The organism is Pedobacter kyungheensis (genome assembly GCF_000812965.1).
In the GTDB taxonomy this organism is placed as follows: Bacteria; Bacteroidota; Bacteroidia; order Sphingobacteriales; family Sphingobacteriaceae; genus Pedobacter; species Pedobacter kyungheensis.
Map to the genome: position 1 here is coordinate 1 of NZ_JSYN01000041.1, position 23378 is coordinate 23378.

24 protein-coding genes are annotated in these 23378 nt (G+C 38.0%); 12 read left to right on the forward strand and 12 right to left on the reverse strand.

Going from position 1 to position 23378, the window contains the following annotated elements:
• Positions 1 to 210 precede the first annotated feature (210 nt).
• The 3 genes from OC25_RS24730 to OC25_RS24740 form a co-directional block, all read right to left on the reverse strand.
• Complete coding sequence (locus tag OC25_RS24730; protein ID WP_039482462.1) at positions 211 to 429, reverse strand: hypothetical protein; 219 nt, start codon at positions 427 to 429, stop codon at positions 211 to 213.
• Between the two features lie 145 nt (positions 430 to 574).
• Entirely contained in the window at positions 575 to 793 is a 219-nt protein-coding gene (locus OC25_RS24735) for a hypothetical protein (RefSeq protein ID WP_039482465.1), read from the reverse strand.
• 146 nt (positions 794 to 939) lie between these two features.
• The gene (locus tag OC25_RS24740; protein WP_039482470.1) at positions 940 to 1158 is read right to left on the reverse strand and encodes a hypothetical protein; all 219 of its coding nucleotides are present in this window, start codon (positions 1156 to 1158) and stop codon (positions 940 to 942) included.
• A 202-nt stretch (positions 1159 to 1360) separates the two neighbouring features.
• On the opposite strand from OC25_RS24740, the gene OC25_RS24745 reads away from it, so the two are divergent.
• The 4 genes from OC25_RS24745 to OC25_RS24760 all read left to right on the forward strand — a co-directional run bounded on the left by OC25_RS24745 (position 1361) and on the right by OC25_RS24760 (position 4241).
• Entirely contained in the window at positions 1361 to 1930 is a 570-nt protein-coding gene (locus OC25_RS24745) for an RNA polymerase sigma factor (protein ID WP_039482473.1), read from the forward strand.
• Complete coding sequence (locus tag OC25_RS24750; RefSeq protein WP_245222150.1) at positions 1888 to 3033, forward strand: S1 family peptidase; 1146 nt, start codon at positions 1888 to 1890, stop codon at positions 3031 to 3033. The genes OC25_RS24745 and OC25_RS24750 overlap by 43 nt, the downstream gene beginning before the upstream one ends.
• A 165-nt stretch (positions 3034 to 3198) precedes the next feature.
• On the forward strand, positions 3199 to 3834 hold the full coding sequence (locus OC25_RS24755; RefSeq protein ID WP_039482478.1) for a peroxiredoxin: 636 nt from the start codon (positions 3199 to 3201) through the stop codon (positions 3832 to 3834).
• Positions 3835 to 4043: 209 nt separating this feature from the next.
• On the forward strand, positions 4044 to 4241 hold the full coding sequence (locus OC25_RS24760) for a cold-shock protein (RefSeq protein ID WP_029276380.1): 198 nt from the start codon (positions 4044 to 4046) through the stop codon (positions 4239 to 4241).
• Positions 4242 to 4553: 312 nt separating this feature from the next.
• Here the strand turns inward: OC25_RS24760 and OC25_RS24765 are convergent, their stop codons facing one another.
• From OC25_RS24765 to OC25_RS24780, 4 genes are all read right to left on the reverse strand, one after another.
• Positions 4554 to 5738 carry a class I SAM-dependent methyltransferase gene (locus OC25_RS24765; protein WP_039482482.1) on the reverse strand — a complete coding sequence of 395 codons (1185 nt, stop codon included), beginning with the start codon at positions 5736 to 5738 and terminating at the stop codon, positions 4554 to 4556.
• Positions 5739 to 5872: 134 nt separating this feature from the next.
• Positions 5873 to 7135 (reverse strand): aspartate kinase, encoded by a 1263-nt coding sequence (locus OC25_RS24770; protein WP_039482486.1) that lies wholly within the window; start codon positions 7133 to 7135, stop codon positions 5873 to 5875.
• A 1-nt stretch (position 7136) separates the two neighbouring features.
• Positions 7137 to 7604, reverse strand: coding sequence for a GNAT family N-acetyltransferase (locus OC25_RS24775; protein ID WP_039482490.1), 468 nt, complete (start codon positions 7602 to 7604; stop codon positions 7137 to 7139).
• A 1-nt stretch (position 7605) separates the two neighbouring features.
• A complete protein-coding gene (locus OC25_RS24780; RefSeq protein ID WP_039482492.1) occupies positions 7606 to 8307 on the reverse strand; it encodes a YggS family pyridoxal phosphate-dependent enzyme in 702 nt (233 codons plus the stop codon).
• 68 nt (positions 8308 to 8375) lie between these two features.
• Between OC25_RS24780 and OC25_RS24785 the strand changes: the two genes are divergently transcribed.
• The 5 genes from OC25_RS24785 to OC25_RS24805 all read left to right on the forward strand — a co-directional run bounded on the left by OC25_RS24785 (position 8376) and on the right by OC25_RS24805 (position 14329).
• Positions 8376 to 8924 carry a DUF4296 domain-containing protein gene (locus OC25_RS24785; protein ID WP_082018712.1) on the forward strand — a complete coding sequence of 183 codons (549 nt, stop codon included), beginning with the start codon at positions 8376 to 8378 and terminating at the stop codon, positions 8922 to 8924.
• A 3-nt stretch (positions 8925 to 8927) separates the two neighbouring features.
• Positions 8928 to 11306 carry an endonuclease MutS2 gene (locus OC25_RS24790; protein WP_039482499.1) on the forward strand — a complete coding sequence of 793 codons (2379 nt, stop codon included), beginning with the start codon at positions 8928 to 8930 and terminating at the stop codon, positions 11304 to 11306.
• A gap of 209 nt (positions 11307 to 11515) precedes the next feature.
• Complete coding sequence (locus OC25_RS24795; RefSeq protein ID WP_039482502.1) at positions 11516 to 12607, forward strand: PQQ-dependent sugar dehydrogenase; 1092 nt, start codon at positions 11516 to 11518, stop codon at positions 12605 to 12607.
• Positions 12608 to 12907: 300 nt separating this feature from the next.
• Positions 12908 to 13615, forward strand: coding sequence for a CoA transferase subunit A (locus tag OC25_RS24800; protein WP_039482505.1), 708 nt, complete (start codon positions 12908 to 12910; stop codon positions 13613 to 13615).
• A gap of 54 nt (positions 13616 to 13669) precedes the next feature.
• The gene (locus tag OC25_RS24805) at positions 13670 to 14329 is read left to right on the forward strand and encodes a CoA transferase subunit B (RefSeq protein WP_039482509.1); all 660 of its coding nucleotides are present in this window, start codon (positions 13670 to 13672) and stop codon (positions 14327 to 14329) included.
• 143 nt (positions 14330 to 14472) lie between these two features.
• On the opposite strand, the gene OC25_RS24810 is transcribed toward OC25_RS24805, so the two are convergent.
• Both OC25_RS24810 and OC25_RS24815 read right to left on the reverse strand, forming a co-directional pair.
• Positions 14473 to 15123, reverse strand: a complete 651-nt coding sequence (locus tag OC25_RS24810) for a uridine kinase family protein (protein ID WP_039482513.1) — start codon at positions 15121 to 15123, stop codon at positions 14473 to 14475.
• Positions 15120 to 16643 carry a muramidase family protein gene (locus OC25_RS24815; protein ID WP_039482517.1) on the reverse strand — a complete coding sequence of 508 codons (1524 nt, stop codon included), beginning with the start codon at positions 16641 to 16643 and terminating at the stop codon, positions 15120 to 15122. Before OC25_RS24815 ends, OC25_RS24810 begins: the two co-directional genes overlap by 4 nt.
• Positions 16644 to 16923: 280 nt before the next feature.
• Here OC25_RS24815 and OC25_RS24820 point away from each other — a divergent pair, with 280 nt between their 5' ends.
• Together OC25_RS24820 and OC25_RS24825 are read left to right on the forward strand one after the other, a co-directional pair.
• Positions 16924 to 17403: a Dps family protein gene (locus OC25_RS24820; protein WP_039482520.1), complete on the forward strand. Its 480-nt coding sequence runs from the start codon at positions 16924 to 16926 to the stop codon at positions 17401 to 17403.
• 226 nt (positions 17404 to 17629) lie between these two features.
• Entirely contained in the window at positions 17630 to 19465 is a 1836-nt protein-coding gene (locus OC25_RS24825) for a UbiD family decarboxylase (protein WP_039482523.1), read from the forward strand.
• Between the two features lie 38 nt (positions 19466 to 19503).
• Here OC25_RS24825 and OC25_RS24830 read toward each other — a convergent pair whose 3' ends face one another.
• Genes OC25_RS24830 through OC25_RS24840 form a run of 3 tightly spaced genes read right to left on the reverse strand, consistent with a single transcriptional unit; the run spans position 19504 to position 21814 of the window.
• Complete coding sequence (locus tag OC25_RS24830; RefSeq protein WP_039482525.1) at positions 19504 to 21174, reverse strand: hypothetical protein; 1671 nt, start codon at positions 21172 to 21174, stop codon at positions 19504 to 19506.
• 24 nt (positions 21175 to 21198) lie between these two features.
• Positions 21199 to 21426 carry a hypothetical protein gene (locus tag OC25_RS24835; RefSeq protein ID WP_039482528.1) on the reverse strand — a complete coding sequence of 76 codons (228 nt, stop codon included), beginning with the start codon at positions 21424 to 21426 and terminating at the stop codon, positions 21199 to 21201.
• A 55-nt stretch (positions 21427 to 21481) separates the two neighbouring features.
• Positions 21482 to 21814 (reverse strand): hypothetical protein, encoded by a 333-nt coding sequence (locus OC25_RS24840; protein WP_039482529.1) that lies wholly within the window; start codon positions 21812 to 21814, stop codon positions 21482 to 21484.
• Between the two features lie 360 nt (positions 21815 to 22174).
• Here OC25_RS24840 and OC25_RS24845 point away from each other — a divergent pair, with 360 nt between their 5' ends.
• Positions 22175 to 23005 carry a hypothetical protein gene (locus tag OC25_RS24845; protein WP_039482531.1) on the forward strand — a complete coding sequence of 277 codons (831 nt, stop codon included), beginning with the start codon at positions 22175 to 22177 and terminating at the stop codon, positions 23003 to 23005.
• Positions 23006 to 23378: the final 373 nt, after the last annotated feature.

The following is a 23378-nucleotide window of genomic DNA, read 5'->3' on the forward strand; positions in this document are numbered from 1 at the left end:
AATTGTAACTGTGATTTAGCCAATCCATACATATTGGAAAGTTCATGTACAGAGTGTTCTTCTTTGATTACCTTGTTGACTAAATCAAGTTTAAACTGATAGTCATATTTTTGTTTTCTACTCATAAAAAATGCCCCAAAAAGTGTCTAACTTTTTGGGGCATGTCCATTGAAAATTAATTCAAGGGCTTTTTGTATTGATAAAGTTAGACTAGTGTTTAACTTCAGTTGTAGTAGTTGTAGTTTTTACAGCTGTATCTTTAACTGTAGAATCTTTAACTGTAGTATCTTTTGCAGTAGTATCAGTAACGATAGTAGAAGAATCAGTTAAAGTAGTATCAGCGCCTTCAGCTTTTTTTTCTGATTTACAAGCAACAACTGATAAAGATAAAGCTAAAGCTAAAAAGCCTAATTTGAATGCATTTTTCATTTTAAAATTTTTTTAAGTAATTAATTAATTCGTTATTAATACGCGGCACTAAAAAAGGTAACCCATTAAATCGAAAAAAATGAAATAAAAATAAAAATGGCCTTAAAACTTAATTTAAGGCCATTTCTTTATATTAAAGTTAAGACTAGTGTTTAACTTCAGTTGTAGTAGTTGTAGTTTTTACAGCTGTATCTTTAACTGTAGAATCTTTAACGGTAGTATCTTTTGCAGTAGTATCAGTAACGATAGTAGAAGAATCAGTTACAGTAGTATCAGTGCCTTCAGCTTTTTTTTCTGATTTACAAGCAACAACTGATAAAGATAAAGCTAAAGCTAAAAAGCCTAATTTGAATGCATTTTTCATTTTAAAGTTTTTTTAAGTAATTAATTAATTTACCTGTTAATACAGCGAATTGAAAAAGGTAACCCATTAAATTGAAAAAAAATGAAATAAAAATAAAAAAGGCCTTAAAACTTAATTTAAGGCCTTTTTTATATGTTAAAGTTAGACTAGTGTTTAACTTCAGTTGTAGTAGTTGTAGTTTTTACAGCTGTATCTTTAACTGTAGAATCTTTAACTGTAGTATCTTTTGCAGTAGTATCAGTAACGATAGTAGAAGAATCAGTTAAAGTAGTATCAGCACCTTCAGCTTTTTTTTCTGAGTTACAAGCAACAACTGATAAAGATAGAGCTAAAGCTAAAAAGCCTAATTTGAATGCATTTTTCATTTTTTGAATTTTTTAAGTAATTAATTTCCTGTTAATGCCGCAAAGGTAAAAAGGTAACCCGATAATTTGAAAAAAAGTTAAAATATTTTTTTCGCCTGGTTTGGGTTACCCCTGATATCAAGATTGTATTAAGCAGGATAGTAGCTATAAATATTTTTTTGTCTAATATTGGGTTACTATTTATAGAAAAATGTATTAACTAGTGAATAACAGTTTAAAGAGTTCAGTTCCAACAGATAGAGAGGTTATTTTAGGTATTCTAAATAACTCAGCAGATACGCTTAACAAGTTATACAAGGGCTATTATGCGATGGTTTTGCAATTTATCCTCAATAATAACGGGGATGAAGACGATGCAAAGGATGTATATCAGGAGGCCATCATTATTTTGTATAACAAGGTTAAGGAAGGCAATTTTGAATTGAGCAGTAAGCTTAAAACATATATTTATTCGGTGTGCAGGCGCATCTGGCTGAAGAAACTTAATCTTAACAGCAAAAAGGCCGGCAATATTACCGATTATGAAGATGTGTTTGCTGTAGAGGAGGATGTAGAACAACATGAAGAGAAAGATGCGGCATTTGTAAAAATGCAATCAGCCCTCGATCACCTTGGCGAACCCTGTAAAACCATTATTCAGGATTTTTATATCCACAATTTATCCATGCAGGATATTTGCGAAAAATTTGGCTACACCAATACGGATAATGCCAAAACGCAGAAATATAAATGCCTGCAAAGGTTAAAGAAATTATTTTTTCAACACCAGTAATTGAAATGAGAAACGATTTGGAGTTAGATGCAATTATCGAAGATTATCTTTTAGGTAAACTTAATCCACAGGAAACTGAGGCCTTTGAACAGTTACGTCGCAATGATGCTACTGTAGATCATAAGGTGGTTTCGCATAAATTCTTTTTAGAATCTATGGAAGCTTTTGCAGAACAGCTGCGTTTAAGAGAACAGTTAAATCACATTCATGGCGAAATTGATGTAGAAAGCCTTGCCGATACACTGAGGCCACATCCGTCGAAAGTGGTGCAATTATGGCGCAAACACAAGTCGGCGCTTGCTGTTGCTGCTTCTTTTCTGGTACTTTCTTTAGTATCGGTTTACTCTATTCAGCATAATAATAAACAAGAGGCTATTTATGAGAAAATGAGTAGAGAGATCTCGCGTGTAAAACAGTCTCAAAATAACCTTGTTCTTGATGTTAGAGCAAATAGCATGCATAACTCGCCTAAAAAACCTAATCCTGGTAATTTTGGCGGAACGGGTTTTGCTGTTTCAACAAACGGATATATCCTAACCAATCTTCATGTGGTAAACGGTGCAGATTCTTTATTTGTTCAAAATAGTAAAGGAGAGTCATTTAAAGTAAAATCTGTTTATACCGATCCACAAAATGATATCGCTATCCTTAAAATTAGTGATAAACATTTCAATGGATTATCTACCATTCCTTATACCATTAAAAAGAGCTTAAGTAGTATTGGTGAAAACGTATATACCTTAGGTTACCCTAAAGATGATATTGTATTGGGCGAAGGATCTGTAAGTTCGAGAAGTGGCTTTGTAGGCGATACTACTCAATATCAGGTATCTATTTTGGTTAATCCAGGCAATAGTGGAGGTCCGCTTTTAGATAACAATGGAAATTTGGTTGGTATTATCAGTGGTAAGCAAGATCAGACAGAAGGCGCTGCATTTGCAATTAAATCAAAATATATTCTGGAAGCCATGAGGGCAATTCCACAAGATTCGTTGGGTGTAAACAGATTAAGTGCTAACAAGAAAAGTTTATTGACGGGGTTGAAACGCACTAAACAGATTGAGAAGCTTGAGGATTATGTTTTCATGATTAAAGTATACTAATCAGAAGAACCCCCCAAATAAATTAATATGCTTAAATCCTGCCGATTCATTTCTGCAGGGTTTTTTGTTTAAATTGTAATTTCTGTGTTGTAAAATAATATAATATCTATGTATTTACTATAGTATTGTTTAGATTTGTTTTAAGCAAATTTAAATATCATTGTTATGAGTATAAGACTAGGCGATACCGCTCCAAATTTCCAGGCCAATACTTCCATTGGCGAAATAGATTTTTACGATTATTTAGGCGACAGCTGGGGCGTATTGTTTTCGCACCCTGCCGATTATACACCGGTTTGTACCACAGAGTTGGGTAGAACAGCCGCCTTAAAAGGTGAATTTGAGAAAAGAAACGTAAAAGTGTTGGCTTTGAGCGTCGATTCAGCCGAATCTCACAAAGGCTGGATCAGCGATATTAACGAAACGCAAAATACATCAGTTGAGTTTCCGATTATTGCCGATCCGGATCGTACCGTAGCAAACCTTTATGATATGATTCATCCGAATGCATCTGAAACTCTGACGGTAAGATCATTGTTTGTGATCAGTCCCGATAAAAAAGTAAAGTTAACCATTACTTACCCTGCATCTACAGGCCGGAATTTTAACGAAGTATTGCGTGTTATTGACTCGTTACAGCTTACTGCAAATTATAGTGTAGCTACACCAGCCGATTGGAAAGATGGTGAAGATGTAATTGTAGTAAACAGCATTAAAACAGAAGATATTCCGGCCAAATTTCCGAAAGGACACCAGGTTATTAAGCCATATCTACGTACTACACCACAACCGAATAAGTAATTGAATAAAAATTTTCCTGTTTACGCAACTTTCTTGTTGAAGAGCTAAATTGGGATTGCTTTATATCTGCAAATTATTATATTTGGTAGTTTTGTTTTGATATTAACGCTTTATCTGATTGTTTTATTAACGATAATGATCAATTGGTTAAATTAAATGCGAATCAAAGCGTAAGGGTTTATTTATTTTATACAATTTTTTATTTTTTTATGGCAACCGGAAAAGTTAAATGGTTTAATACGCAAAAAGGCTTCGGATTTATTGTGCAAGAAGACAATAAAGACCTATTTGTGCATTTTAAAGATGTTTTAGGTGGAATCGAAAGCTTAAAAGAGAACGACACGGTAGAATTTGAAGTAGCTGAAGGCAGAAAAGGTTTACAAGCTGTAAACGTTAAGAAAGTTTAAGCAATAAAATACTTATTTATTCATCCCTTGCGAAAAGCTTTTCTACTAAGAAAGGCTTTTCGCATTTTTAGCTACTATTGACACGCCCTATAGAAAAATCGTCATTTCGACTGGAGCCGGCCGGTTCTTCACCGGTGGCGGAATGGAGAAATCTATTGAGACAGATTTAGCTTCGCTGAGCCTTCGGGTTCTCGACTACATTGCCCCCCGATAGCTGTCGGGGCCGTTCGAAATGACGACTCCGGAGGTGGCTGTCATTCATATTGATCTTTATAAAATAAATTACCCTCAGCACGACGCTGGAAGTCTAGGCTAGTAATATTGTACAATCGATGTCTTTAAAATCACATTATCACCATTGGCAACCTTGGTAAATATTAAAAACTGATCTTGAGCAGGTTTGATTTTATATTTTTTAACCAGGTCTTCGGGCTTTGCCGGGTAATTTCTTACAATTACATTTCCGGTTAAGTTTCCTGCCTTTTTAAGAGAAGCTGTATTCATGATCTCCTCAATCTGAAAGATCCGGCCTGGAAAGGTATTGTTTATTTCAGGAGCAGTGTAAAGCTGCGTTTGTGGGTGCAGTTTTAATAAACCGTAAGTTGAACCAATTAAATTAAACGCACCTGACTTTAATAAAGCAGCATCTGGCTCATACAAGTAGCCGGAAGCGCTGAGGTGATGAGCAAAACTTACGGGTGATTGGCTTAACGATCTTTTGAATGAAAATACTTTCTCGGTTTCGTTTAAAGTTACCGCAATAATCTTTGTATCCTGAGCCGGTACGCGGTCTATTACCCATAAAAGCTCTTTACATTCGTTTTTTACACTCACGATATGGATTTCACTTACCTGTTTCAACTCTGCTAAACCAGCGGAAAGATCTAATAAGGGAGCAGTTTTAATGATAATCCGCTGCGCTTTTTCCAATAAGGTATCGATTATGCTTACCACATCAGGTGTACAGTCTTTAAGCATAAAAACCTTACCTTTTTCTGCCCTTCTTGCGGGGTCTACATAAATGGTGTCGAATTGTTTTTCTGCTGCATGGAGATAAGCAATGCCATCAGTGGCCTCGAATGCGATATTATTGGCATTTAAGGCGATTGCGTTGTGGCTGGCAATGGCAGAAAGTTCGGTGTTGATTTCGCAGTGAGTAACATTAGCCACTTGTTTAGAGAAGTAATAGCTATCAACCCCAAAGCCACCAGTGATATCAATTAAACTATCGCCTTTGGCTAATTTTGATTTGTACTGAGCCGTAGTTTCCGAAGAAGTTTGCTCGATAGAGAGGACAGGAGGGTAGTAGATTTTAACTGTTCTGAACCAGGTTGGTAGTTTCTTTTCCGATTTCTTTTTAGCGGTAATCTGTGTAGCAAGCTCGGCCGCGGTAATCCCCTCAAAAGGACTTTTAGCCAGCGCAATCTGATTTACATCTGCAGTTAAGTGCACATCGATGTATTGTTGTACGGCAGTGGCTAAAAGGTTGTTGTTCATGGGGGAGTATTGAGTATCAAGTAGCAAGTATTGAGTATCAAGTAACAAGTATAGAATATCAAGTAATAAGTATCAGGTAGCAAGTATTAAGTGCTGATTACAGTCTTGATATTTGATACTCAATACTTGAATTCCTACTTATTCTTCATCACCATCTGGCAGGTATGACGGCTTTTAACTTCCAGTAAAATATCCTTGTCAACCGTTACGCGATCTATGGTATGCTGATTGTAATAACGAATGGTTACGAGCTCCAGCCCTTTGTTGTACTTTACGGTAAACTCTTCCGATAGATCCTTAATCAGTCTTTCTATCTGCGTAGGGTGATCATCGACACTCACCGAAAAACTGATAGCAGAATTGAGCATGGTATTGATTTTAATCTTGTGATTATGGAAAAGCTCAAAAATGTTGCTCAGGTTCTCTTCGATGATAAAAGAATAATCTTTAGGGAAAATCGAAATCAGCGCCTGGTTAACCTTAAAGATGAAAGATGGGATAGGCAAAGGATTGTTCTCTTTCGTAATTGCTGTTCCCTCGCCTTCTGGTGTAAGAAATGATCTTACAAAAAGCGGGATTCCCTTGTTTTGCAAAGGTTTTATGGTTTTAGGATGGATTACCGTAGCGCCATAATAGGTAAGCTCTATGGCATCGTGGTAAGAAAGCTGCGCAATTTTCTCAGTTTCATCAAACCATTTCGGATCGGCATTGAGTACACCCGGAACATCTTTCCAGATGGTTAAAGCAGCAGCATTGAGGCAGGAGGCAAATATGGCTGCCGAATAATCAGAGCCTTCACGACCTAATGTGGTGGTGTAATTCTCGCTGGTGCCGCCAATAAAACCTTGTGTTACGATAATATTTTCATCCAGTAAAGGAACAAGGTCTTTTTGTATAATCTGATTGGTTTTAGCCCAATCTACTTTTCCTTCGCGATAGGTATTATCGGTTTGGATATAATTGCGAGCATCGGCCCAAAGGGCTTTATTTCCGCTTTCGTTAAGCCAGGCCGCTACAATTTTCGTCGAAACTACTTCGCCGATTGATACAATCTGATCGTAAATATAATCGTGATCGTTATTGGCCTCATCTTCAATCAGCCAATCAATTTCTACAAAGGTATTGGCCACATCATCGTAAACCGGATTTGGCTTTCCCTGAAAAAGTTCTTCGATAATATTAAAGTGAAAATGCTTAACCTCATCAAAAATTGCATGAGCATCTTCGCTATGCGATAAATAAGCTTGCGTAAGGGCTTCTAATTTATCGGTCATTTTGCCCATTGCCGAAACCACCACGAGCAGGTTGCCTTTCTTGTAATCGCGTACAATATTGGCCAGATTTTTTACTCCCTCAGCATTTTTTACCGAAGCACCACCAAATTTAAAAATATCCATACTAAAATGCCTTGATTTGTTCTTTTGCTAAAGCTGCGTTTAGCCAGCCGCTCTCTAATTGAGCCTGGTATTTGTTGTAGAAATTAATAGCTGGTTCGTTCCAGTCTAAAACTTGCCAAACCATGCCGCTATAATCGCCGTTTTTAGCCTCTTCTATAACCTTTTCAAATAATATTTTGCCCAGGCCTTTGCCTCTGAAAGCTTCTGTTACAATAAAATCTTCGAGGTATAAGCGGCATCCTTTCCAGGTAGAGTAGCGGGTGTAATATAAAGCGAAGCCTACAATAACTTCGTCTACCTCTGCAACAAAGGCTTTCCAAACCGGATTTTTACCAAAACCTGCCTCAGTAAAATGATCGAGTGTTACAGTAACTTCTTCAGGTGCGCGTTCGTAAACGGCCAGTTCGTTAATTAATTCTAATAACCTTGCACAATCTTCAGCTACTGCAAATCTGATGTTTAAATTCATACTAATTGGCTGAGATGTTCGATTTGAAATGTTTAATTACCCTTTTTCCAAAAATGCTGCTACCAATGCGTACCATGGTGCTTCCTTCTTCAATGGCTATCTTATAATCCGCGCTCATGCCGGTCGAGATTTCTTTAAAAGCTTCATCTTTACGGAAGAAACTTACTTTAATGCCATCAAAGAATACTTTAAGTTCGTGAAATTCGATTGCTATCTGTTTTTCATTTTTGGTGTTGGTAGCGATACCCATTAGCCCAACAATGCGGATGTTTTTCAGTTCCGGATAAGTCTCGTCGCGTAAAAGCTCCACTACTTCATCAAAACCAAGTCCGAATTTGGTATCTTCATCTGCAATGTAAACCTGTAAAAGGCAGTCGATTACGCGGTTGTGTTTAGCAGCCTGTTTATTAATCTCCTGAAGCAGTTTTATGCTGTCTACACCATGAATCAACTGAACAAAAGGTGCAATGTATTTTACTTTATTGGTTTGTAAATGGCCAATCAGGTGCCACTCTATATCGGCAGGAAGTTGTGCTTGTTTATCAACCATTTCCTGTACATGGTTTTCGCCAAAAACCCGCTGTCCGGCATTGTAAGCTTCTAAAATCGATTCAACAGGTTGAGTTTTTGAAACTGCGATCAGTTTCACGCCATCCGTTTCGACTTCGTTTTTATATTGTTTAAGATTATCAGCTATGCTCATTTATAACTATTTTTGGTAAAATTAATAACCTTGCCGCAATTTGGGCAAAAAATAATGATTAATTCAGCATGAAGAGACTAATATGGCTTTTAATGACCCCGGTATTATGGTTGGGCTGTAAACCCGGCATACCCGATGATATTATTAAGCCCGATAAGATGCAAAAGATTTTGTACGATATGCATATTGTGGATGGCTACCTGTCTACCATTTACATACCCGACTCGGCCCGTAAAGTTGCTTCGGGATATTATAAGGGTATTTTTAAGAAATTTGAAACCGATTCGGCGCAATACAATAAAAGCCTGAAATGGTACAATGTAAACCCGAAAGAGCTGGATGAAATGTACAAAAACATCCAGAAAATGCTGGCTGCGCAGAAGAAAGGAACTGCCCTGGCCGATAAATTAATTAAAGAGAAAATATTTAAAACCGATTCGATAGCCATTAAAAAGAAATTTAAGGCTGATTCGCTCGCCATCCGGAAAAAGATGAAACCCGATTCATTATCGAAGGTTAAAGCCGTAGCCGAAATTGCCAAGAAGAAAAAAGAGGCCGATTCGCTGATTAAAATTAAAAAAGCCGGAATTCTAGAAGTATCTCCGGTAGTAATGTAAAATATGTTATATCCCGAAAATTGTTTAGAACGTTTAGGATTTGTTGAGATAAGGCAGCTGATTAGCAAACATTGTTTAAGCCCGATGGGGCAGAACATGGTGCAAAAGATGCAGGTGATGACCCGTTTTGACCAAATCGATAAATTTTTACGCCAAACCAACGAGTTTAAAAGTATTCTGCAAAACCAGGAACCTTTGCAGATTAATACTTTTTTTGATATTAAATCGCTTGTCGATAAAATCAGGGTAGAAGGTACCTATTTGCTCGAAGACGAGTGGTTTCAGGTGTATACTTCGCTGCAAACGGTTTTCTCGGTGCTTCGTTTTTTCGAAGAACGCGCTGAAGTTTATCCTACATTAGAGGCTTTATTTGAGCACCTGCCTATTGAAAAAAATATCCTCCGTAAAATAGAAACGGTAATTGATCCGAAAGGAAAAATTAAACCCAATGCTTCGAAGGAGTTGCAGGAGATTACCACAGCCATTTCGCGTACAGAGCAAGATGTGCGTAAGCGGATGGATTCGATTTATAAACAGGCTATTGCCAATAATTGGGTTGCCGATGGTAGTTTAACCGTACGCGATGGCAGGATGTGTATTCCGGTTTTGGCCGAGAACAAACGGAAGCTGAAAGGTTTTGTGCACGATGAATCGGCAACGGGGCAAACGGTTTATATTGAACCGGAAGAAGTATTTACCTTAAATAATAAGCTGCGCGATTTAGAATTTGATAAGCGCAGGGAAATTATTAAAATCCTGATTGCCTTAACTGATGATTTGCGCCCATACTCGCCATTGTTGCTTTCTTACCATGGTTTTTTAACCAAACTGGATTTTGTGCGTGCCAAGGCTTTATTTGCCATGGATATTGAAGCAGAGATGCCTGGTTTGTTAAAAGAACCCAAAACGAAACTGATTAATGCGCGGCATCCGCTGTTATCGATCTCTTTCGCTGCCGAAAAGAAAACGGTTACGCCTTTAAACATCCATATTGATGCCGAAACACGGGTGGTATTGGTTTCAGGACCAAATGCAGGGGGTAAATCTGTATGTATGAAAACCGTAGGCTTATTGCAGATTATGTTGCAAACCGGCTTGCTAATTCCGGTTGATGCGAATAGTGAGGTAGGAATCTTTGAAAATATTTTTGCCGATATTGGCGATGATCAATCGATAGAGAGTGACTTAAGTACCTACAGTGCGCACCTGAAAAAGATGCGCTATTTTGTAGAGCATGCTTCGCCCAAAACCATGGTGTTGATTGATGAGTTTGGTACAGGTACCGATCCACAGTTTGGCGGACCAATGGCCGAGGCTGTTTTAGAGGTGCTGAACAATAAAAAGGTTAGGGGCGTAATTACCACGCACTATTCTAATTTAAAGCTGTTTGCCGGCAATACTCCAGGACTCGAAAATGCTTCGATGCTTTTCGATAATGCCAAAATGAAACCGCTTTATGTGTTGGAGATGGGTAAACCGGGTAGTTCTTATGCTTTCGAAATTGCGCAGAACATTGGTTTACCGAAAGAAGTAATTGCACTGGCAAAAGAGAAAACGGGTTCTAACCAGAACCGGGTAGATACAATGCTGGTTGATCTGGAGCGCGAGAAGAAAAATGTTTACGATGCAAAGGTAAGTTTAGCCAACCAGCAAAATAAAGCCAAAAACCTGGTTGCCGAGAACGAGAAATTAAAGACGTTTTTAGAAGAAAACCGCAAGGTGCTGATTAAAGAAGCGAAGCAGGAAGCACAGAATATTATTAAAAATGCAAACAAACTGGTAGAAAACACCATTGCCGAAATTAAAGAAAAGCAAGCGGATAAAGCTGTAACTAAAGAGTTGCGACAGAACCTGCAAAAAGAGCTGGTTAAAAATACAGTGCCAAAAGAGCGCCCGAAACCAGTGCAGGTGGTTGTTGGTGGAGAGATTGAGGTAGGTGATCTGGTTAAATTTACAGATAGTGAAACCATTGGTCAGGTGCTGGAAATTAACCGCAATGAGCTGGTACTGGCTATCGGCGATTTACGTTCGACAGTTAAAAAGAACCGCGTGCAGAAAGTAAGTAACCGTGAAGCTAAAAAAGTGATTCAAAGCAGTGCAAATTCTTTTGCGGGACGGATGAATGATGCTGTTTCTGGTTTCAGGGCCGAGCTTGACCTCCGTGGCAAACGCACCGAAGATGCGCTGTTTGAGGTAGAAAAATACCTGGATAAAGCCATTATGCTCGGTTTTCCATTCATTAAGCTCATTCACGGCAAAGGTGATGGTATTCTGAGAAAAATGATTCGGGATTATCTGCGCAAATACAGTCAGGTAAACCGCATGGAAGATGAACACGCCGATAGAGGTGGAGATGGGATTACTTATGTGTATCTGAATTAGAGGATTTGAGACACTAGATTTGAGATATGAGAAACTTCTTGTGGTGTCAGATGTTGCCATCTGACACTCTACCCGAGTCTGTTTATTAAGCTATAATCTTTTTACGATTGAATCGTAATGCTATTTATGCGCTCGTTAGAAACAAGCGCAAGCATAAAAACATAAAAACTTTATCAGCGTAACGTTGTTATTTTTAAAACGTTACGCTGATGAAAAGAATCTTAATCTGCCTTTTTGTGGTACTGCTGACCACAACTTGCAAAAAGACTGGCGACGACAATAATGAAGAACCTGGCGACCTGCCTGATGTAGAATTAAAGGCTAAAGTTATTGCTTCGGGTTTAAGTTTGCCCTGGGAAATGGTTTACGGACCCGATAACTATATCTGGTTTACCGAAAAAGCAGGTAAAATAAGTCGTTTAAATCCTTCAACAGGACAGGTGAGCCCGCTTTTAACGATAAGTGAAGTGCGTACTAATGGAGAGGGTGGTCTGTTGGGTATGACCTTGCATCCCGATTTTACGGCTAATCCCTACGTTTATGTGGTTTATGGTTATGGTAGTACCTATAAAGCGAAGGTGGTTAGGTTTACTTATTCAGGAAACAGTTTAACCAGTCCACTCATTCTGCTCGATCAGATTCCTGCTGCATCTATACATAATGGTTCAAGGCTGTTGATTAGTGGAGGAAAATTGTTTATCAGCACTGGTGATGCCTCAGACCAATCTACACCTCAAAATGTAAATTCTTTAGCAGGTAAAATTTTACGGATCAATTTAGATGGCTCAATTCCTGCCGATAATCCCTATCCCAATAATCCGGTATGGTCGTTCGGGCACCGCAATGCGCAGGGGCTGGTTCAGGTGGGGAGCAAAATATTTTCTTCAGAGCATGGACCCGATTCTGACGATGAAATTAATATTATTGAAAAAGGACGGAACTACGGCTGGCCAAATATTAAAGGCTTTTGTAATGAAACCGGCGAGCAATCTTTTTGTTCGACCAATAATGTAGCTGAGCCCTTAATTAACTGGACGCCAACCATTGCACCAAGTGGTTTAGCCTATTACAATTCAGACTACATTCCACAGTTTAAAAACTCTTTACTGCTGGCGGTGTTAAAGGGAACGAAGTTGATGCAGCTTAAATTAGATGCTGCCCAGACCAAAATTACGGCTACGAAAGATTTTTATGTAAATGCCTATGGTCGGATCAGGGCGGTAACTCAATCGCCCGAAGGCAAAGTTTACATCTGCACCAGTAACGGAAGTGATGATAAGATTATTGAAATTGCGAAGTAAAGCTATTTCTTCTTTTTATTTGCCGGACATTTTTTGCAGCGTTTGCCTTTCTTAAATTTCTCGCAGCATTTTTTGTGCTCGGCAGTACAACTGAATATAAAGCCCATTCCTTTTTGAAATTCAGGATCGGTGGGCAGTATGAATATGTTTTCTTCTCTCTCGTAAATCATTGCAGCACAAAGGTAATAGTTATTTAGATTAATTCCAATCAATAAATTTACTTTGCCGATTTAAACCATGATCATGCTACAATTAGGTGGGCAATTTGTAATTTAGCCGAACTAACCAATAATTCGTAAAATGATAAATAAAGTGGTATCTGGGGCTGAAGAAGCCATCCGCGATATAGCAGACGGTGCAACGCTGATGCTGGGTGGTTTCGGACTTTGTGGCATTCCTGAAAATTGTATAAATGCATTGGTAAAAAAACAGGTGAAACAGTTAACCTGCATTTCTAACAATGCCGGTGTTGATGATTTTGGCATTGGTTTAATGTTGCAACAACGCCAGATTAAAAAAATGATTTCTTCTTATGTAGGTGAAAATGCCGAATTTGAAAGGCAGTTGCTGAGTGGTGAACTGGAGGTTGATCTGATTCCGCAGGGTACATTGGCTACCCGTTGTTTGGCCGCTGGCTATGGTATGCCTGCAATTTTTACGCCTGCCGGTGTGGGTACCGAAGTTGCAGAGGGTAAGGAGATCCGCAATTTTAATGGCAAAGATTATTTAATGGAATATGCTTTTGATGCCGATTTTGCTATCGTAAAAGCCTGGAAAGGTGATACCGCAGGGAATTTGATGTTTCGCTCTACCAGCAGGAATTTTAATCCGGTAATGGCTATGGCAGGTAAAATTACCATTGCAGAGGTAGAAGAACTTGTAGAGGCGGGTGAGCTCGATCCGGATCATATTCACACACCGGGCATTTACGTGCACCGCATTTTCCAGGGAAAGGATTATGAGAAGAGAATTGAACAGAGAACAGTGAGGAAGTCAGCAGTAGGGTAACAGATTCGATCATTCAATTATTCTACCATTCAAAATTCATTCATTTACAATTTTATGTTTTCAAAAGAAGAAATAGCGCAGCGCATTGCTAAAGAAATAAAAGACGGCTATTACGTTAACCTGGGGATTGGTATCCCGACACTGGTAGCCAATTATATCCCCAAAGGAATAAATGTGGTACTCCAGTCGGAAAATGGTTTGCTGGGCATGGGGCCTTTTCCGTTTGAGGGAGAAGAAGATGCCGATTTAATTAATGCAGGTAAACAGACCATTACGACCTTGCCGGGATCATCGATTTTTGATTCGGCTATGAGTTTCGGGATGATTCGGGCACAGAAAGTAGACCTGACCATTTTAGGAGCCATGGAGGTATCTGAAAACGGCGATATTGCCAACTGGAAAATTCCTGGGAAAATGGTAAAAGGCATGGGAGGCGCGATGGACCTGGTAGCTTCGGCTAAAAACATCATTGTGGCCATGCAACATGTTAACAAAGCTGGTGAAAGTAAATTATTACCCAAATGTACATTGCCATTAACGGGGGTAAAATGTATTAAGAAAATTGTAACCGAGCTTGCCGTGCTTGATGTTTTACCCGAAGGTGGCTTTAAATTGTTGGAAAGGGCGCCTGGTGTAAGTATCGAATTTATACAGCAAAGTACAGCTGGTAGATTGGTGGTAGAAGGGGAGATTCTGGAGATGAGGTTGGATTAATGGCAATTGACTGTGGTTTGTGAAGGCACAAACCACAGTCAATTAAATAAGTTTTTCGAAACGCCTTACCTGGGGTTTATGCAGGTCCTTCGACAGGCTCAGGATGACATCTAAATTAAGATTGTTGTCTTGTTATGCAAATATTATCCGTTATCCTGTAAAACTGTATTTCTTAATTCATTTGAAATCGCCTCAGTAATCGCAATAATTTCGTCAGGCTCATTGGTGTTGTTCATTACTACCTTGTGGCACTCGTTGCGATAGGGTAGCAGGTACTCTTTGTAAGCCGGTACCACATGGTTATGCCATTTGTAAAGCACATCATCTTCAGGGTAGCCACGTTCCAGTCCATCACGTTTAATGCGACGATCCAGAGCAATTTCCTCATCAGCATCCACAAAAATAGTGTGATCCAGCAGGGCTGCAATTTCTTTAAAGTGGAGAATGAAAAGTCCCTCAACAATAATAATAGGGGCCGATTTAATTTCCAGGATTTTTACAACAGCCAATGGGTTATTGAAATTGTATTCCTTTTTATAAACCACTTCGCCGTTGATCAGCTGTTTAATATCTCTTAAAAACTGCTCGCTATCAATGGTTGAAGGAAGATCGAAATTATACAACTTATTCTCTTCCTGGGTCATTTCGCCTGCAGGGATATAATAATCATCCTGCGATACCAATGTTACTTCATCCTGTTTAAAATGATGAAGGAAACAATTTAAAAAAAATGTTTTGCCCGATCCGCTACCTCCGGCAATACCAATTATAAATGGTTTTTTGTTTAAACTCATTGAGCGCTATAGGTTAAATTACAGAAAAAACGTTTGTCTAAAGCGCCTAACGAATCAGCTACAGCTTTAGTCATTACAATGATAACATCTTTTGTGGATTCGTTCTCTGTAAATTTACCAACAACTTTGGCAAAGGTAGTACGGTTGGTCATGGGGTTGGTAATTTTAATCACCCTTCCAACAGGTGCTGTGCGGTGTAAAACCAACATTTTTGTACCGTCAAGGTCCTGGTCGGCAATCCAAACTGCAGTGCCTTTTTCTTCAATCTGGCTTAAACCATAAACACTTGGGTCGCGACGCAGTTTAGGATCTTTCACCATGGTACTATCCGGATTGCTTTCCTGATCTTCTTTCGAAGCATCATTTACAGATTTAGGCTGTGGTGGTTTCGGAATGATCAGTTTCTGATCTACCTTTAGCGTATTATCGTCAAGCTTGTTGGCTGTTCTGATCTGATAAGCAGTCAGGTTATATTTTTTGGCAATCGTGAAGATGTTTTCGCCGGTAGCTACCGTATGGATAAAGCTCTCTTCTTTTGGTGCCTGTACTTCTTTTTCTTTGGTTTTGGTATTTTCAGCTTGTTTTTCTTTAGGTACCTGCACATCGGTTATAATGCCACCAGGTACTTTTAAAACCTGACCAATGCTAATGGCGTTATCAGGTAAATCATTTAGTTTTCTGAGCTGATAAGCTGTTACGCCATATTGCTTGGCAATAGTAAAAATGGTTTCATTGCGTAATACCGTGTGGGTGCCTGCTGCGTCAGCTGGTTTATTATCCTGAACTGGTTTTTCTTCTGCAGCTACCACTTTATTATCTTCAATATTTTTAGTAGCAGGTATCTTAAGTTTCTGGCCAATGCGGAGGTTATTACCCGACAGGTTGTTGGCTTTTTTTATCTCTTCTACAGTGGTACCATACTTTTCGGCAATTTTGCCTAAAAATTCTTTAGGCTTTACTTCATGCTCAATCATGGTTTGACCATCGGCAGGCTGATTGTTTACCGTTGCATCCTGCGTACTGTTTTTAACGGGTTGTGCAGGTTCTTCAGCCGCTGCCTGAGAAGCATTTTTTGCAGGGATTTTAAGTACTTGTCCGATGCTTAAGTTATTGCCTTTCAGGTTGTTTAAAGCCTTGATTTCGTTAATGGTGGAGCCGTATTTTTCGGCCAGCATATTCAGGTTTTCCTTGGCTTTAATGGTATGCTCAACTACATTGCCGGCAGGTATATCTTGCGCAGTATTTGTAGCAGCTGAGCCCGTAAAAGGAATATTGGTTGGCACTTTAATAATTACCCCAATTTGCAGGTATTTATTATCGTTAAAAGCCATAATGTCTTTAGGAGCAACGTTATATCTTCTTCCGATAGAGTAATAAGTGTCTTTGGCTACGGTTTGGTGGACGATGAGTTTTTTGCCTTTATTGTTTTCTACACCAATAGAATCTCTTGCTGTGCTGGCTTTGGCCTTCGCCACATTTAATGCCAATAACACTACAGCAGGTAAATATATTTTATGCATTTATTTTTATGTAAATTTCTAAGTCAAAGGGAGCAATTATACGAAATATTGTTAACCATCTTAAGTTTGGACGCTCGTTTTTAAGTAAAAATAAGATGACTGTTGCACTGCATTTTGTATATCCTATTCATTAACAAATGTTTGTAAAACGGTTGATTTAAACCTGTCGGATATAAAACGCACTTCTAACCCGGGTATTGTTTAAAAGCTGTTTTTAACGAAAACTTTTACAAATATGATTTGTTAAAATAGCATTGAAAAACATTAAAAACAAAATAAAATGGACGCAAAAGAAATAAGCTTAAACGAAAAAGAAGTAAAACCTGTGGTTGATCTTTTAAACGATTACCTGGCCAATTACCATATTCACTACCAAAAATTAAGAGGCTGCCACTGGAATATTAAAGGACAGAACTTTTTTACCCTCCACATTAAGTTTGAAGAATTGTATACCAATGCACAGCTCACCATTGATGAAATTGCCGAGCGCGTATTAACCCTGGGTAAACCACCGCACAGCCGCTTTGCCGATTACATTAAAGAATCAAAAATTAAGGAAGTAGATACCATTGGCATGAAAGATCTGGATATGGTTGAAGCCATCTTAGACGACATGGCCACCCTGATTGAGCTGGAGCGCGAAGTAATGGAAGCATCTGATGAGGCCGGCGATGATGGAACCAACGATATGGTAAATAAGTTTATGCAATTTAAAGAGAAAAACACCTGGATGTTGAGGTCTTTCGCAGGGAAAAGGTAGGTCATTGGTTTATAGTTAATGGTCAATAGTTTATAGTTTAGTTCAGCAAAAAACTGCAAATTGCCAACTGATAATTGGTTCATTTGTTCATTGACCATTAGTCAGACTAACTGTAAACTGCCAATTGCCAACTGAATATTGTCTGTAGATAAACAGAAAATATGTAAAATCTGTTTATCTGCGGGCTTTTTTGTTTGTATAGCAGCGTAAATAGCTATCTTTGGGCATGGCATATAAAAGTTTAGCAGCATGCGTATCAGATCTTGAAAAGCACGGTCATTTAATCAGAATTAAGGCAGAAGTAGATCCCTATTTAGAAATGGCAGCCATCCATTTACGAGTTTACGAGCAACAGGGACCAGCTATTTTATTCGAAAAAGTTAAAGGAAGCACTTTTCCGGCGGTTTCTAATTTATTTGGTACGCTGGAGCGGTCGAAGTTTATTTTCAGAGATACCTTACCTAAAGTGCAGCAATTGGTTTCTTTACGCAACGACCCAGTTAAAGCTTTAAAAAATCCCTTTAAATATGCTGGCTCAGCCATGTCGGCATTATCGGCTTTGCCCCTTAAAACCCCTTCTGCTAAAAGCAAATTTTTAAAGACGAGTATCAGTCAGTTACCGCAAATTGTAAACTGGCCTATGGACGGTGGCCCTTTTGTTACCATGCCGCAGGTATATACAGAAGACGTTGAAAAACCTGGTGTAATGCATGCCAATTTAGGTATGTACCGCATTCAACTGGCTGGAAACGATTATATTCAGGATAAGGAAATTGGTTTGCATTACCAGATTCATAGAGGGATTGGCGTGCACCAATCGAAAGCCAATGCTTTGGGTCAGCCTCTAAAGGTGAGTATTTTTGTAGGTGGTCCGCCGTCGCACCCCTTGGCTGCGGTTATGCCTTTACCCGAAGGTTTATCGGAAATGACCTTTGCCGGCGCGTTGGGTAACAGGCGCTTCCGTTATTTTTACGATGATGAGGGTTTCTGTATTTCTGCAGATGCCGATTTTATCATTACCGGTACCGTTTATCCTAACGAAAATAAGCCCGAAGGGCCATTTGGTGATCATCTGGGTTACTACAGTTTAACACACCCTTTCCCTTTAATGAAAGTGCACAATGTGTACCATAAAAAAGATGCGATCTGGTCGTTTACCGTAGTTGGCCGTCCGCCACAGGAAGATACCAGTTTCGGCGCCTTGATTCACGAAATTGCGGGTTCTGCTATCCCTCAGGAAATACATGGCCTAAAAGAAGTGCATGCGGTAGATGCTGCTGGTGTGCACCCTTTATTGTTTGCCATTGGCAGCGAACGCTATACACCGTATTTAAAAGAGCGTCTTCCGCAGGAGATTTTAACCATTGCGAATCATATTCTGGGCAAAAATCAGTTGAGTTTGGCCAAATATGTCTTTATAGCTGCCAGAGAAGATAATGAGCAGCTGAGTACGCACCATATCGAAAGTTTCTTGAGTCATATTTTGGCGCGGATTGATTTTACGCGCGATGTTCATTTTTATACCAATACTACTATTGATACACTGGATTATAGTGGTGATGGTTTGAATAGTGGTTCGAAAGTGGTTATTGCTGCTGCAGGTAATGTGAAGCGCGAATTGTGGAGCCACATTCCTGAAAATTTGCAATTGGCCAATGGATTTTCTAAACCTCATGTAGCCATCCCAGGCATATTGGTACTGCAGACAGAGGCTTATATCAGTGCCGAGAAAACTGCCGCCGAAATTGCCTTGCTCAATATGGCTTTAATGGGGCAGGATTTAACGGGCCTCCCGTTAATTGTATTGGCAGATGATGCCGAATTTACCGCTGCAAATATCGATAACCTGGTTTGGATAGCCTTTACCCGAAGTAATCCGGCAGCCGATATTTACGGTATTAACGATTTTACCATCAATAAACACTGGGGATGTAAAGGCTCATTAATTATCGATGCGCGGAAAAAGCCTCACCATGCACCCGAATTGATTAAAGATGCAGCGGTAGAGGCTAAGCTTGATGAGATGAGTAAAAAGGGTGGAGCGCTTTATGGGGTGGTTTGATAAATAAGATATTCAAATTAAGACTATCGAAATATTGTTTATTTACCTAAGATATATGTAGAGTAACCAACTTGTAGCTGTGAAAAATTGTTTTTGATATTTCCAATTTCCCAATTCATCCTAAACCGGCCAAATACTTTACTCTTAGGGTTAACTTGTATAGTCATAAGCATTTCTGATGTATTAAGCCAGGTATGATTTTTAGGATTTAGTATGAAGGCGTTATCTTTGTCATATCCCACCATTTGCAAAACCTGATTTAAAGGTTTAAAGTATATCCATTTATTTGATATTGAAAAATTAAACTGTTCCTGAGGGAAAAATTTAATTTTAATTTCAGGATAAACCTGTAAAGTACTAACAGAAATATCTTTGGTAAATTTGGTTTTGGTAATAGTTGTACCAGTAATTGTCGTTAAAGAGTCTGTCGTATCTGTAAATCCAAAACGGGCTCCTAAATTAAAATAAATGTGAAACTTTCGACCAGGGTTATTTACAAATGCAACATTCATGTCTGTTCCTACCGAAAGCCATTGATATTGGTATAAACTTAGTGCATTCGCATACCTGTGATATTGTTTTTCAAATTGATTGATATCTGTATTACCTGGATTAAATCTAACAGAATCTAAATCATAAAGATTAAGTTTTCGATTGTGTTGTTCAATTTTAGAAAGAGTGGCAACGGGCGAAATGTATTGAAAAAAGCCACCGCTTTTGTATGCCCAATAATATAAAAGCCGGGGTGCCCTATGTTGATAAGTATTAGTGTTAATCCGTTTTTCTAATTCAACCTGAATAATGCCATTAGGTTTTTCCGCATTAAAACCTTTAAAATCAGAATAAAAATGTGCTTCAAAAAGTTTACTTGTCTCTTCTTTATGTAATTTAATCAGAGTTCCGCCTGGTGTTTCATTAAGTGAGGTATCTTTAGAACTATAATCCCGTCTTCCGGGCTCTAGCCTAGGCTCATACGAAATAACATCACCTAAACTTAAAGAATAAATTGGATGATTAATATAGGGCTTTTTATAAGGCTGCGATTTTTCTTCGTAAAGAATATATTTATCAAAGTTTCGGATATTATCTTCAGAAGACATTCCTACAGGATATTCTAAAATATATTTATGTGGTTCATCTTCATTATTAAATTTTACGTATGCTACAATATTTTCAAGGTATCCTGCTGATATTTCGGCATTGAGTTTAACTAATTTATATCGTACTTTTGTAATAGCCTTTTCAACTTTATTGGTGTCTGTAGTATTCTTATCTGTAGTATCCTTATTTATAGTATTCTTATAAGACATAATTAATCTAACGCAATCTCTAACGCTAAAATATCCAGCCTCCGGCAATTTATCTTGTAAAGCATCTCGAAATTTGTCATGCAGCTTTATAGCAAATGTCTTCCAGTTATCTTTTTCTGCTTTTTTAACTGAGTCGGGAAGTTTACTAACGTTATCAAATGTTTGAACAAACATAGTCGCGAAAACTTCGATCTCTTGCGAGTAAACAATGTATTTCTTTAGCTCTGTATCTTTGTCATCTTTTATCGTTACCTGTATAGGATTGCCATTCTTAGGTTCACAGCTAATCGGAAAACTTTTCCCTTTTACAATTAATTCCATAGTTAAAGGATACATTTGAGCAGAAACAGAAAGGGAAAATAGAAATGCTAGCGCAAATAATGAATATATCTTTTTCATGATTGGTTAATTTTAAAGTTGTAATTATTCACAGACTTCACTGGTTTCCCACCAAACACATTGGCCTGAAGGATCTGGCATACATCTGTAGAGTATTCCATCTACACAAATTTTATCACCACATTCGCATGGTGATATTAGCTTGGCGTGTTTGATATTTTTGCCATTCGCTTTAAAATTTGCTGTATGTTTTTCTCCTGTTTCATTTTTGAATTCAAGAGATAAGAATTGAATTTTTTTCTGTTTTGACATGATTGATAATTTTAACTGTAAGAAAATTTGAAGTGTTTTCTGTGAGCTGGAAAGGTTATTCTTGTTCCTGCGCTCCAGGGGTAGGAGCCAACAACCCGGCTAATGCACCAATGGCAGCTGAAGCTAAAGAGGCTATAATTGTAATTACCTGACTTGCTTTCTGTACGGCTTCAATATTGATTAAGATGCCTGCAGTGATGATAATTAATACTAAACTTAATGCGCAAACTACCAGCCTATAAACCCATATATCACTTGTGACAGATTTAACAGCTGTATTCTTGATTAAAACATCTTTAGGATTTTCGGTAAATTCCTGCTTCAGTACTGGATTTTGGTCGAGACCTTTAATAAAAGTTTCGACTTTGTTTAATGATAGTTTTGTCATGGTTTTAGGTTTGGTTTTAGATTAATTCGTTGGTTTACAAGAGATCGATTTCCATTAACCGATTTTCTTACCCAAAACTACTCCCGAAAACCAACCCAAATCAAGCGCAAAACCGCGCGAATTAATACGCGTGAAAAGCGCAATACACTACCGTAAAATCGCGGTATTTTGAAATAAGTAGAAGAAGAGCGAATGGAGCGAAAAGTGATTTTAAATGCATTGTGGCTTAGTTTTTAAGTAGGTAAAGCCTTGTTTTTCTAGCTGATGCATGGTTTGAGGATTTTTAATTTCAAATCCTCATCGTGTATATTTAGTTGTAAATTTTAAATTTTTATAAACCCTCAAACTAAATTAAAAGCTATGGAACCACTACCAAGTACATTTGTTACCAAACAAGAAAGCAGCTATCGCGAACTATGGTTTAACTCTTATAAATATCCAATACTAAATACGATTACATTGTTACAGGAAGGTGAGTCGGAAAATAGGAAACTTGATTTTGGAGATATTGATGATGCCATTACTTTTTTTGAACAGCTAATTGCAGGGCTGGGAGGTGAGGACGGCGTTAGGGTATATTTTGCCTCTCCATCAAGCGATGGCAATGTATACAATGGTAAATGCGGTATACTTACAGTTATTTTCGCTACAACTAGTGGTGCAGATAAAGTAGATAGTAAAAGTTATTATGCTTTTAGTGGAAAAACTTTTGATAAAATCCAGGAAGACCAAGCCAGACTGTGGGTTCACAATTATCAAAATGTAAAACGTAATATTCTTTTCGAAACACTATCAGACAATGACCGCACAAAACTTCTTCGTGAAACTAAACATGTATGGTTTAGTTTAGTACAGATTACTGAAACACTTGAAGAAATGAAATATCAAAAAGCTAAGGCAGGAGGTATGGTAACAGGTTTTGGAGTCCGTTTCGTATCTTATACTAACCAAGACTATTCGTTTCCAAAACCAGTACCAAGTGCTGAAGAGAGAAGACAAAGGCTAACCATTGCTTTTTCTTTTATGAATGGGAAAAAGGATATTGGAATTGAAGATATTGATTTTGTAGAGTTTAATGAAAGACTTGTGTTAACGAAGGAGAGATTTCATGGCGATACATTTGATACCGGAGATCCAACCCCTCCGCCATCAACAGGAAATAAGGCTGATCTTGATGTTTCAGATGAATAGTAAATGCTTATTTTAGATACATATTTAAATTTATGTATCTCAAGTATTTATATCTGATCTCAATTGGTATTTGCTCAACCGCGGGGCTTTACCGAATAGTAACATTAACAAAGCAGCTAAAAACGGTTGCTTTGTTATGTGTTTATACTTTGTTATTCGAATTTAGTGTCTTTTTCTTTAAGCAAAAATTTGGTTATCAAGGAAATACATTGCCTCAGTATAACTTTTTCATTTTGGTAGAGTTCATGTTTTATGCCTATTTCTTTAAACAGATTATTAAAAATGTTTACTTACTTAAAACAATAAACTTATTCTTATTTATGTTTCCGGTGCTCTGGTATATATTTAGTTTTTACTGTTTTAATATACTACA